Annotated in this window: 7 protein-coding genes; 5 read left to right on the forward strand and 2 right to left on the reverse strand. The window is 74.1% G+C overall.

Annotation, left to right across the window (positions count from 1 at the left end):
- Positions 1 to 44: 44 nt before the first annotated feature.
- A complete protein-coding gene (locus LL648_RS27845) occupies positions 45 to 809 on the forward strand; it encodes a GntR family transcriptional regulator (RefSeq protein WP_232665708.1) in 765 nt (254 codons plus the stop codon).
- Between the two features lie 64 nt (positions 810 to 873).
- Here the strand turns inward: LL648_RS27845 and LL648_RS27850 are convergent, their stop codons facing one another.
- Positions 874 to 1,863, reverse strand: a complete 990-nt coding sequence (locus tag LL648_RS27850) for an ArsR/SmtB family transcription factor (RefSeq protein ID WP_232665709.1) — start codon at positions 1,861 to 1,863, stop codon at positions 874 to 876.
- A gap of 58 nt (positions 1,864 to 1,921) precedes the next feature.
- Between LL648_RS27850 and LL648_RS27855 the strand changes: the two genes are divergently transcribed.
- The 4 genes from LL648_RS27855 to LL648_RS27870 all read left to right on the forward strand — a co-directional run bounded on the left by LL648_RS27855 (position 1,922) and on the right by LL648_RS27870 (position 11,062).
- Complete coding sequence (locus tag LL648_RS27855) at positions 1,922 to 3,127, forward strand: MFS transporter (protein WP_232665710.1); 1,206 nt, start codon at positions 1,922 to 1,924, stop codon at positions 3,125 to 3,127.
- A gap of 20 nt (positions 3,128 to 3,147) precedes the next feature.
- Positions 3,148 to 4,956 carry a DNA helicase RecQ gene (gene recQ, locus LL648_RS27860; RefSeq protein WP_232665711.1) on the forward strand — a complete coding sequence of 603 codons (1,809 nt, stop codon included), beginning with the start codon at positions 3,148 to 3,150 and terminating at the stop codon, positions 4,954 to 4,956.
- Positions 4,956 to 7,928, forward strand: coding sequence for a BTAD domain-containing putative transcriptional regulator (locus LL648_RS27865; RefSeq protein ID WP_232665712.1), 2,973 nt, complete (start codon positions 4,956 to 4,958; stop codon positions 7,926 to 7,928). The genes recQ and LL648_RS27865 overlap by 1 nt, the downstream gene beginning before the upstream one ends.
- 188 nt (positions 7,929 to 8,116) lie before the next feature.
- Positions 8,117 to 11,062: an AfsR/SARP family transcriptional regulator gene (locus LL648_RS27870; protein ID WP_232665713.1), complete on the forward strand. Its 2,946-nt coding sequence runs from the start codon at positions 8,117 to 8,119 to the stop codon at positions 11,060 to 11,062.
- On the opposite strand, the gene LL648_RS27875 is transcribed toward LL648_RS27870, so the two are convergent.
- Entirely contained in the window at positions 11,037 to 12,122 is a 1,086-nt protein-coding gene (locus LL648_RS27875) for an HPP family protein (protein WP_232665714.1), read from the reverse strand. The genes LL648_RS27870 and LL648_RS27875 overlap by 26 nt on opposite strands.
- Positions 12,123 to 12,387: the final 265 nt, after the last annotated feature.

Genomic DNA, 12,387 nt, shown 5'->3' on the forward strand with positions numbered 1-12,387 from the left:
TGATCACCACTCGTCCGCACAGCGGCCCGCCTTACCCTGTGGTGGTGGCCGCCACGTTGCTCGACCGCACTCCCCGGCTGGAGCGCCGCAACGGCCTGCCGGTCCACGTGCAGATCGAGCAGTGGCTGATGGAGCAGATCATCCGCGGCGAGCTGGGCACCGGTGAACGGCTGCCCGGTGAGCGCACGCTGGCCGCGGCGCTGCGGGTCAGCCGCATGACGTTGCGCCAGGCGCTCGACGGGCTGGCCCGCCGCGGCGTGCTCGTGCGGCTGCCCGGTCGCAAGGGCGGCGCCTTCGTCGCCGAGCCGAAGATCGACTGCGACCTCACGGGCGTCGCCGGCTTCACCGAGCAGATGCGCAGGACCCACCGCAAGGCCGGGGCGACCGTCCTGTCGGCCCGGACCGGCCCTGCCGACGCGACCATCGCGGAAGCGCTGCGGATCCCGGTCGAGTCGCCGGTGCACGAGATCGTCCGGGTCCGCGACGCCGACGGCACACCGCTCGCGCTGGAGCGGTCGTGGCTGCCGGCCGACCGCGTGCGCGGGCTGCTCGACCACCCGCTGAACGGCTCGCTGTACGACCTGCTGGCCGACACGTTCGACCTCGCGCCGCGCACCGCCGTCGAGTACCTGGAGCCGGTGCTCGCCGACACGGCCGACGCCGCCGCGCTCGGCGTCACCACCGGCACGGCGCTCATGCAGGTCGAGCGCACCGCGAACGCGCAGTCCGGGATGCCCGTCGAGTACGCGCGCGACCGCTACCGCTCCGACAAGGTCCGCCTGATGATCCGCACCGAGGTCACCGCCTGAGCGTCGACAACGACGTTCTGGCCGTTGTTAGCGCTCACAAACGACCAAAAGGTCGTTGTCGACGTCAGGTCGGCTCGCCGGTCAGCGCCGCCCCGAGCGCCGTGCGGCGGTGCAGCACCGTCCGGCCCGCCCGGCGCGCCGTGACCAGGCCCGCGGCGCGCAGCACCTTGAGGTGCACCGACGTCGTCGGCAGGCCGAGGCCGAGGCGGCGCGCGAGCGTGCTGGTCGACGCCTCCTGTGCGAGCAGTGCGAGCAGCCGCGCGCGGGTCGTGCCGAGCAGCTCCCCCAGCGCTCCGGGGTCGCGCGCCGGCGCGGGCGGCCAGAGCGTCCCTACCCCGCGGGCCGGGTAGACGACGGTCGGCTGCCACGGCAGGTCGGTCATCGCCGTGACGGTGGGCCAGCCGAACACGCTCGGCATCAGCACCAGCCCACGCCCGCGCAGGTCGGCGCGCGAGCCGTGCTGCGGGGTGTCCACCGCGAGCACGCCGTCGGCCCACGTGACGTCGCGGTGCAGCGAGCCGAGCATCGCCGTGATGCCGCTGGCGGCGAGGCCGGCCGCGCGGTGGGCGATGTCGGAGGCGAGCAGGTCGTCGAGCGCCGACCAGTACGGCCGCACCAGGTGGTCCCAGCACGTCCGCTGCGCGGCGACGATCCGGGCCAGGCTCGCGGCCGGATCGGTGAGTAGCGCCGCGACAGCTGCGCGCACCTGGGGGGAGGCCCGTTTCGACTCGGCCGAGAGGCGCAGCTCCGATTCGACGATGTCGAGCGGTGTCCCGGCCACGGCGGCGAGGTCGTCCTCGATGTCGGTGGTCGGGCCGGCCGGGATCGGGATGAGGAAGTCGGGCTGCTGGCCGGGCCGCGGCACCAGCGGCGTCAGCTCGACGATCGCGGCCTCCGCGGCCCGCACGTCCACCGCGCGCAGCCAGGTCAGGTGGTAGGCGTGACGCTGCGGCTCCAGCACGGTGCGCAGCGCCTCCATGGTCTCCCACATCGGCGAGCGGGCGAACCGGATCCCGGCGACGTCGACAGGACCCAATCGCAGATCAAGTGGCACGTTTCGATCCTGCACGAAGGGTGCTCGGAGCGACAGCAGCGGCGGTGATGATCGGCGCGTGTCGTCCTACCGAACCGTTCTGCGCAACGCGGAGTTCCGCGCTGTGCTCGCTGCGCACGTCTTCGCCATGCTTGCGATCATCGTCGCCGATGTCGCGCTGACCGTGCTCGTCTACCAACGCACCAACTCACCCATGCTCGCGGCGATGACGTTCGCGATCGGCTTCGTCCCGATGGGTCTCGGCGCCGTGCTGCTCGGCGGCGCGGGACGCACCCGCCCCAGCCGCGACGTGCTGGTCACCTGCGAGATCGCGGTCGCGCTGCTGGTCGCGATCATGGCGCTGCCCGGCATGCCGGTCCCGGCCATCCTCGGGCTGCTGGCCGTCAAGGGGTTCATCGATCCGGTCTTCGCCGGTACCCGCACCGCAACCCTCTCCGAACTCGTCGGCGACGACGGATTTCCGCTGGCCCGATCACTGCTGCGCCTGGTCGCGCAGAACGCGCAGTTCGCGGGGTTCGCGGCGGGCGGGCTCGCGCTCGTCTTCATCCCGGCGGCACAGGCCCTCATCGCCGCGGCGGCGGGGCACGCCGCCGCCGCGCTCATCCTGCTGATCGGGACGCGCCGCCGCCCGTCGATGGAGCTGGCCGCGCCACGCAGCAGCCCGGTCGCCGCCGTGCGGGCGCTGTTGAGCGTGCCGGGGATCGGGCCGGTGCTGGTCATGTCGTGGCTGCCCGGGTTCTTCCTGGTCGCGCCGGAAGGTCTCGCCGTCACCTACGCCAACGACCTGGGCGGCGGCTCGCTCGCCGTCGGGCTGCTGCTCACCGGGCTCCCCGCCGGCGCCGTGCTCGGCGAGCTGATCGTCGGATCACGCATGTCGCCCGCCCGTCGCGAGCGGCTTGTCGTGCCGTTCGCCGCATCCGCGTTCGTCCCGGTGCTCGGCTTCGCGTTCGGCCCGCCGCTGCCCGTCGCGATCGCGCTGCTCGTGCTCGGCGGGCTCGGCATGAGCTACTCCATCGGCCTCGACCAGCTCGCGATCGCCCGGATCCCCGAGGAGGTCCGCCGCCAGAGCTTCACGCTCGTCAACGCCGGGATGATGGTCACCCAAGGCCTCGGGTTCGCCGCAGCCGGTGCGGTCGCCGAGTGGCTGCCCGTCCGGGTGGCGCTGCCGGTGATCGCCGCAACCGGGCTGGTCACCGTCCTGCTCGCCGGCCGCAGCCTGCACTCCGACACCGAGTGTGCCGGTTCGCCTGCGGGGCGTCGGTAGCCACTCGTACGATCGGGGCCGTGGCTCCCCTCCCCCTCGACGTCCTGCAGCGAGTCTTCGGGTACGACGCGTTCCGCGGCGACCAGTCCGAGATCATCGAGCACGTCAGCGGCGGCGGCGACGCGCTGGTGCTCATGCCGACGGGCGGCGGGAAGTCGCTGTGCTACCAGATCCCGGCGCTCGTCCGGCCCGGGGTCGGGGTGGTGATCTCACCGCTCATCGCACTGATGCAGGACCAGGTCGACGCGCTGCTCGCGCTCGGCGTCCGGGCCGGGTTCCTCAACTCCACGCAGGACCTCGGCGAACGCCGCGCCGTCGAGGCCGCGTTCCTCGCGGGCGAGCTCGACCTGCTCTACCTCGCGCCGGAACGCCTTCGGGTGGAGTCGACCCTGCGGCTGCTCGACCGCGGCAAGATCGCGCTCTTCGCCATCGACGAGGCGCACTGCGTCGCGCAGTGGGGCCACGACTTCCGGCCCGACTACCTCGCGCTCTCCCAGCTGCACGAACGCTGGCCCGACGTGCCGCGCATCGCGCTCACCGCCACCGCGACGGAGGCCACCCACACCGAGATCGCCACCCGGCTCGGGCTGCAGGAGGCGAAGCACTTCGTCGCGAGCTTCGACCGCCCCAACATCCAGTACCGGATCGCGCCGAAGAACGAGCCGCGCCGCCAGCTGCTGGAGCTGCTGCGCACCGAACATCCCGGCGACGCCGGGATCGTCTACTGCCTCTCCCGCGCGTCGGTGGAGAAGACCGCCGAGTTCCTCGTCGGCCAGGGCCTCACCGCGCTGCCCTACCACGCCGGGCTCGAAGCCTCGACGCGTGCGACCAACCAGTCGCGCTTCCTCCGCGAAGACGGCGTGATCATGGTCGCGACGATCGCCTTCGGCATGGGCATCGACAAGCCCGACGTGCGGTTCGTCGCGCACCTCGACCTGCCGAAGTCGGTCGAGGGCTACTACCAGGAGACCGGGCGTGCCGGCCGCGACGGGCTGCCGTCCACCGCGTGGCTCGCGTACGGGCTCGCCGACGTCGTCCAGCAGCGCAAGATGATCGACGACTCCGAGGGCGACCTCGCGCACCGCCGCCGCCTCTCCCAGCACCTCGACGCCATGCTCGCGCTCTGCGAGACGGTGTCGTGCCGCCGCTCGCAGCTGCTCGCGTACTTCGGCCAGTCCGGCAGCGAGTCGTGCGGCAACTGCGACACGTGCCTCGCGCCGCCGGAGACGTGGGACGGCACGGTGGCGGCGCAGAAGGTGCTCTCCACGGTGTTCCGGCTCGATCGCGAGCGCCGCCAGCGCTTCGGCGCCGGCCAGATCGTCGACATCCTGCTCGGCAAGCGCACCCCGAAGGTCGACCAGTTCGACCACCACAGCCTCACCGTCTTCGGCATCGGCACCGAGCTCGCCGAGGGCGAGTGGCGTGGGGTGATCCGCCAGCTGCTCGCGCAGGGGATGCTCGCCGTCGAGGGCACCTACCAGACCTTCGCGCTCACCGACGCCAGCCGCGACGTCCTGCGCGGCGAGCGGACCGTGCACATGCGACGCGAGCCCAAACGGCAAGCCCGCTCGCGCACCCCACGCGCCCCGCAGGTCGCCCTCGCGCCCGACGCCGCGCCGCTGTTCGAGCGCCTGCGGGAGTGGCGCGCCGGCGTCGCCAAGGAGCAGGGCCTGCCCGCCTACGTGATCTTCCACGACGCCACCCTGCGCGAGATCGCCACCCGCAAGCCCGAGAGCCTGGCCGCGCTCGGCAGCGTCGGCGGGGTCGGCGAGAACAAGCTGGCCAAGTACGGGCAGCAGGTGCTCGACACGATCGCCTCGCCTGCATAGTGACCCCCGAGGCAGCGCAGATCGAGCCTGGGCAGATCGAGCCTGGGCAGATCGAGCCTGGGCAGATCGAGCCTGGGCAGGTCGAGCTGCACGTGCTCGGCCCCACCCTGGTCACGGTCGGTGGCCGGGAGCTGCCTGCCGGCCGCCCGATGGAGCGCGCGCTGCTGGTGCGCCTCGCGTTGGCCCGCGGCACACCGGTCGCCGACGACCGCCTCGCCGCCGACCTCTGGGGCGACGCCGCGCCTGCCGCACCGGCGCCCCGCCTGCGCACGCTCGTCTCACGCATCCGGGCCGCGCTGGGCGACGAGCTCCTGCACCGCACGGCCGCCGGCTACGCGGCCACAGCACGTCCGGCCGACCTGCTCGCTGCCGAAGCGGCAGCCGGCTCGATCACCGCCACGGCCGCCCCCGGCGCCGTCCGCGACGCGGCCACCGCGGCGCTCGCGCACTGGCGCGGGCCCGCGCTCATCGACGTCCGGCACGTCCCGTGGGGCCGCGCCGAGGGCGAGCGCCTCGACCGGTGGCGCGTCGACCTCGCCGTGCACCGCTACCGCGCGGAGTCCGCGCTCGACGCGACGGCCGGCGGCGCCACCCGGATCCTCCAGGAGCTGGCCGCGCTCTCCACCGCCAACCCGTGGCACGAACCCCTCCAGCGTCTCCAGGCGGAGCTGCTCTACCGAGCCGGCCGGTCGGCGGAGGCGCTGGGCCACATCGGGCGGCTGCGCCGCACGCTCGCCGCCGAGCTCGGCGTCACCCCGGCCACGGAGACCGCCGAGCTGGAGCTGCGGCTGCTGCGCCACGACCCGGCACTGCGTCATGACCCGCTGCGCCGGACCGAGGCGCCTGCCCGGGCCCGCTCGGCCAGCATGTTCGTCGGCCGCGACGCCGACATGGCCGCACTGCTCGAACGGCTCGCGGCACCTGGCCTCGTGACGCTCGTCGGGGTCGCCGGTAGTGGCAAATCGCGGCTCGCGCTCGAAGCCGTGGGGAGATCCGCAAGGCCCGCCGTACTCGTCGAGCTGGCGCCGCTGCGCCGCGAGGACGCCGTCGTGCCCGCCGTTGCCACAGCGGCCGGCGTCGACACCGGCGCCGGCGACCCGCTGCCCGCCATCGCTGCCGCGCTGGAGACCAGCCTGCTGGTGCTCGACAACGCCGAGCACGTCGTCGAGACCGTCAGCGCAGTCACGCACGCCCTGCGCAGGGCAGCGCCCGGCATCAGGGTGCTCGTCACCTCGCAGCGCCCGCTGCGGCTCGACGGCGAGGCCCGCCACGATGTCGGCCCGCTCGCACCGGATGCAGCCGGTGCGCTGTTCCGCGAACGCACCGCAGCAGACGCAGCGACCGACGACGCCGACGTCGCGCGCATCTGCGCGGCCGTCGACCACCTCCCGCTCGGGATCGAGCTGGCCGCCGGTCTCACCCGCACCCTGTCGGTGCGCCAGCTCGCGGATCGCGTCGACGACCGGCTCCGGCTGCTCGTCGCGCACCGGCACAGCGCAGCCGCCGGCGCCGGCAGGCGACATGCCAGCCTGCGCGCGGCGCTCGACTGGAGCTACGAGCTGCTCGCCGAGCGGAGTCGCGCGGTGCTGCGGCGCCTCGGCGTGTTCGCGGGCGGGTTCGACCTCGACGCGGCCGAACGGGTCGCCGCGAGTGCGGATATCGAGGTGGGGGACGTCGCACCGGCGATCGCCGACCTCGTCGACCGCAGCCTGGTCGGCGTCGGGCCGGCACGGATGGACCCCCGGCGGCTGTTCTTGCTCGACACCGTCCGGAGCTACGCGCTCGACCGGCTGCACGCCGCGGGTGAGCCGGAACCGGTCAGGGACCGGCACCTGAGCTGGTGCCTCGACCACACCCGGGCGCGCGGCACCGACACCGCCGGGTCCGCCGACGCCGTGGCCGCGCTGCTCGCGGAGTGGCCCAACCTGCTCGCCGCGCTGGAGCACGCGCCGGGCGGCCCGCGGGCCGCCGACGGGCTGCGCCTCGCCACCGCGCTGCACCAGGCGTGGGCGTCGCGCGGGTGGTTCGCCGAAGCCCGCCGCCACTTCACGGCGCTGACCGGTGCCGACGGCGTGTCCCCCACCGAGCGGGTGCAGGCCTTGAGCTTCCACGGGTTCCACGCGCTGATGGCCGGGCACCTCGACGAGGCCGCATCCCGCCTCGAGGTGGCCGACACGATGGTCGGCGAGCCCGCAACGGCCGCCGACGGGCACCTGACCTCGCTCGTGCGCTACTACCGCGGCATCGTCGAGGCGGAACGCGGGCGGCCGCGGTCCGCGATCGTCGTCCTGCGCTCCGGCGAACGGTTCGCGTTGCAGGCCGGTCTGGATCGGCGGGCCTCGGCGTTCGCCGACGCGATCGGCACGGCGCACCTCTTCGCCGGCGACGTCGACGGGTCGCTGCGCTGGTACCGGATCGCCGTCGAGCGGGCCGGTGGCGACGAGCACCGCCTGTCGGTGACCCTCAGCAACACCGCCCAGTCGCTCGTCGACGGCGGGCGGGTGGCGGAGTCGCTGCAGGTCGCCGACGAGTCCGACGGCTACGCGCAGCGCCTCGACGACCAGCTCTCGCTCGCCTGCAACGAGCTGACCAGGGCGCACGCCGCCATCGCCCGCGGTGATCCCGACGCCGCGGGTCGGTTCTGCCGATCGGCGCTGACCTTCACCGGGGTGCGCCGCAGCCGCGCCCACCTCGACCTGGCCAGCGCGTTGCTCGCCGGCGGCGACCTCGACGGCGCAGCGGCCGCGCTCGACGTCGTTCGCGAGCTGGAGCCGTCGGAGGGCACGAACAGGTTCGGCGCGGACGCTCTCTCCGCGGTGCTCGCGCTCGCCCGTGGTGACCGCGCCGGAGCGCGGCAGCTGCTCGACGCCGTCGAGGCCCGCTTCGGCGAGCTCGGGTTCGGCTGGCCCCGCTACACCGTGCCGCTCGCGGCCGTGCGCGCCGCGCTGCACGGACCTGCGGAAACCGGTTAGGGTCTGTCCTGTAGGTCGGGGGCCGCGGGCTTCGTGATCGGGATTGCTCCTGGCAAGGCGCCGCCGCGATCCGTCATACCTGGCGTATCCGGTCGTGGCGGCAACGCCGCCAGGGGCGATCTCGGCGCGAAGAGCGTGGTCCAGGGCCTACAGGCCAGACCCTAGGCGCGAGGTGGCATCCTGATCGTGTGCGGGGGCAAGGACTTCAACCGCTCGACGTGGACGTGCTCGGGACGGTGACCGTCGCCCACGACGGGGCGCTGCTGGCTGTCGAGCGTCCGCTGGAGCGTGCGCTGATGGCAAGGCTGGCGCTCGCCGGCGGCGCCCCCGTCCCCGACGGCCGGCTCGCCGAGGACCTCTGGAGCGACACGGAGATCCTGCGGGCCACCCCGCGGCTGCGAGTGGTGGCGTCGCGGCTGCGTGGCGCGCTCGGCGAGCAGGGCGCGCTGCTCACCCGCACCTCGGCCGGCTACCAGCTCGCCGCCGAGGCCACCGACCTGCTGCGCGCGCAGGAGGCCGCGGCCCGGCTGCACGACGCCGCCCGCGACGGCGACACCGCTGCCGTCCACACCGCGGCCACGGCTGCGCTGGGCTGCTGGCGCGGGGCCGCACTGGCCGACCTCCGCACGTACCCGTTCGCGCAGGCCGACGGCGAACGGCTCGACGCATGGCACCTCGACCTGACCGTCTACCGCATCGGCGCCGCGCTCGACCTGCACGGCGGCGGTGGGGTGACCGCCGAGCTGACGACGCTCGCCGCCGCCCACCCGCTGCACGAACCGATCGCGTGCCTGCTCGCCAAGGCGCTGTACCGCGTCGGACGGCAGGCGGACGCGCTCGACCGGCTCGCGCGCCTGCGCCGGGCGCTCGCCGATGAGCTCGGCGTCGACCCGGGCCCGGAGTCGGCGGAGCTCGAGCTGCAGCTCCTGCGCCACGACCCGCGGCTGCTCGGGCCGGCGGCGGACCAGCCGGCCGCGGCCGTCGTGGAGCGCCGGGTCACCCGTGTGCCGGTCTCGACCACGAGCTTCCACGGGCGTGACGCGCAGCTCGCGGCGCTGCTCGAGCAGGTCTCCCGGCCGGGGGTCGTGACGCTGCTCGGCGGGCCCGGCAGCGGCAAGTCGCGGCTCGCGATGGAGGCCGCCAGGATCGTCGCGACCGGCCGGCGGGTCGTCGTCGCCGAGCTCGCACCCCTGCGGCGCGCCGACGCCGTCGTCCCCGCGCTGGTGGACGCCGCCGGTGTCGACGTCGTGACCGACGACCCCCTGCCGACGCTCGCGCACGACCTCGACGGCGGGCTGCTGGTGCTGGACAACACCGAACACCTCGTCGAGGCGGCCGGTGCGGCCACCCGCGCGCTGCGGGCGGCAGCGCGGCAGCTCACCGTGCTCGTCACGGCGCAACGACCGCTGCTCCTCGACGAGGAGGCGCAGGTGCGCGTCGGTCCGCTCGGTCCGGCGCCGGCCGCGGCGCTATTCGTGGAACGCGCGGCACCCGATGCCATGCTCGCGCCCGACGCCGGCGCGCACGTCGCGACCATCGCCGACGCCGTCGATCGGCTGCCGCTCGGGATCGAGCTCGCGGCCGGCCTCACACGCACGCTCAGCGTCGCCCAGCTGGCGGGGCGGGTCGGCGACCGGCTGCGGCTGCTCACCGGCGGCACGCGGCACGCCGGCCAGCGGCACACCGGGCTGCGCGCCGCGATCGACTGGAGCCACGAGCTGCTCGACGAGCGCGAACGCACCGTGCTGCGCCGCGTCGGGGTGTTCGCCGGCGGGTTCGTGCTGGAGGCGGCCGAGGCCACCGTCCCCGACGGGAAGGTCGACGTCGGCGACGTGGCACCGGCGCTGGCCGAGCTCGTCGACCGCAGCCTCGTGAACGTCGTCGCCATGCCGGGCGGCGGGCGGCGATTCACGCTGCTGGAGACCGTCCGCGAGTACGCGCTGGAGCAGCTCACCGCGCACGACGAGGTGCTCTCGACGAACGCACGGCACCTCACGTGGTGCCTCGGGTTCGTCGGTGCCCTCGCGGCCGTCGACAACTTCTGCTCGACGGGCACCGTCACCGAGGTCTTCACCGAGTGGCCCAACCTCGAGCACGCGCTGGACAACGCGGTGGGCGCTCCGCACGCCCGCGACGCGTTGCGGCTGGCCAACGCCCTGCACATGCCGTGGATGGCCCGCGGATGGTCCAGGACCGCGCTGCGCCACTTCGTCGCGCTGGGCGGGGCCGACGGCGTCGACCCCATGGTCAAGGCGTTCGCGCTCTCCAACCAGGGCTTCCACGCGCTGCTGGCCGGCGACGACGAGAGCGCTACCGCGTTGCTGAGCCGCTCGACGGAGCTCGCGGACGACCCCCGGTTCGCCCTGACGATGCTCTGCTACCAAGGCATCCTCGCCACGCAGCTCGGGCAGTTGCGTGATGCGCTCCGGATGCTGCGCGAAGGTGTCGAGCAGGCGCACGGCCACCCGCTCGAGATCCGGTTCCTCTCGGCGCTCGCGATGGCGTTGCTGTTCGCCGGCGAACCGGGCGAGGCGGCGGCGGTCTCCCGCCGGATCGTCGAGATGGGAGCGAAGCTCGATGACGACTTCGCGATCGCGAGCTGCCTGACGGTGCTGGCCAGCTCGCTCCTCGACCTCGGGGCGATCGACGACGCGCTCGCCGCAGCCGACCAGTCCGATGAACATGCCAAGCGCCTCGACGTCACCCGGGTCCACCAGTACAACGAGATCCTGCGTGGTCACATCGCCGAGCAGAGCGGCCGGATCGAAGAAGCAGAACGGAGCAGCCGCACCGTCATCCGGGCGCTGCAGACCGGCGAGCAGACCGGCGACCCGACATTGGTCGACGTCGACCTCGCCGGGGTGCTCATCACGCGTGGCGACGCGGCGGCGCTCGACGAGGCCGCCGCGCTGCTCGAAGCGGCCATGTCGCAGGGCGCGCTCGTCGCGCTGGCGTCCTCGGCGATCGCACCGGCGCTGGCGATGGCCCGCGGCGACGTCGCCGCGGCGCGACGGCTCGTGGCCCGCGCCGAGCGCGACCACGCCGCGTCCGGGTTCGGGTGGAAGCGCTACATCCGGCGCCTCGACGAGGTGCGGCAGGCGCTCGCTCCTAGGACTCGATCAGCGCCTGGTTGAGGACGGCGATCAGCTCGGTCCGCGTGACGATCCCGGCGAGGCGGCCCTCGTCGTCGACGACCGGGAGGTGGCGCAGGCCGAGGTCGGTCATCAGCGCGACGAGCCGCGCGACGGGGGTGTCGACCGCGACCGTCGTGACCGGGCTGCTCATCACCTTCGAGACCGGGTCGAGATCGACGACGTCGAGGTTGAACAGGTCGTAGACGGTCACGATGCCGACGACACGGCGCTCGTCGTCGATCACCGGCAACGCCTTCACGTGGTGCGTGTTCATCAGGATCCGCGCCCGGTAGAGCGAGTCGCCCGCGCGCACCGTCTGCACGTCGCGGGCCATCAGGGTGCTCACCCGCAGCTGTCCGAGCCTGCGGTCCAGCGCCGTCGCCTCCGCTTCCCGCACCAGCTCCATGACGTCGCCGGGCAGGACGTCGAGACCGCGGTCGAGGCGGGCGATGGCCAGCCGGATGTCCTCGGTCTGCACGCCGATGCGCTCGCTCGGCGCCGGGTCGCTGCCCCGCCTCGGCGCCGGCGGCTCCGGCATGTGGGGGTACGGGCGGCCCGTCATGTTGTTCAGCACCCCGGCCACGACGAGCAGCACGACGGTGTTCACCCCGACCGGCAACACCGCGAACGCGTAGCCCTGATCGGCCACCGCCGCCCCACCGACCGCCGTGAACAGCGCGCAGGCACCACCAGGCGGGTGCACGCACCGCAACAGCATCATCAGCGGGATCGCGGCGGCCACCGCGACCGCGGCGGCGAACGCCACGTCGTGGATCAACCACCCGGCCGTCACCCCGACCACGGTCGAGGCCAGGTTCCCGACCAGCACCGACCAAGGCTGCGCCAACGGGCTCGCCGGCGCCGCGAACAGCAACACCGCGGTCGCTCCCATCGGCGCGACGATGAACGGCAACGCCGCCGGACCACCCGGGATCGCGTGCGCGGTCACCGCGGCCAACCCGATGCCCACAAGCGCACCCAACGAGCCGCGCAGGAACTCCGACCGGCGATAGCCGGTCGGACCCGGTCGCAGCGAAGCCAACCAGGTCCGCACATCCACCCGCGCGACAGTACGGGGAGCGCGTCATGGCGCCGACGCCAGGCCGGGGCGAGGCGGGGTGCCACCGTCCGCGAGTCGGGCTCGGCCCGTGCGCGAGTCGGACTCGGCTCGTGCGCGAGTCGGGGCCAGGCCCTGCGCGAGTCGGGTGGACGGGAGGGTGAGTCGACACTTCCAGCACGGTGAGTCGAGGTCGCGTCCCGTGGGGTGGTGGAGTTAGGGGTTCGCGGTCTTGGCGTGGTGATCACGACGGGGACGGCCATCGTGC

This window comes from Pseudonocardia sp. TRM90224 (assembly GCF_021245725.1).
GTDB lineage: Bacteria > Actinomycetota > Actinomycetes > Mycobacteriales > Pseudonocardiaceae > Pseudonocardia.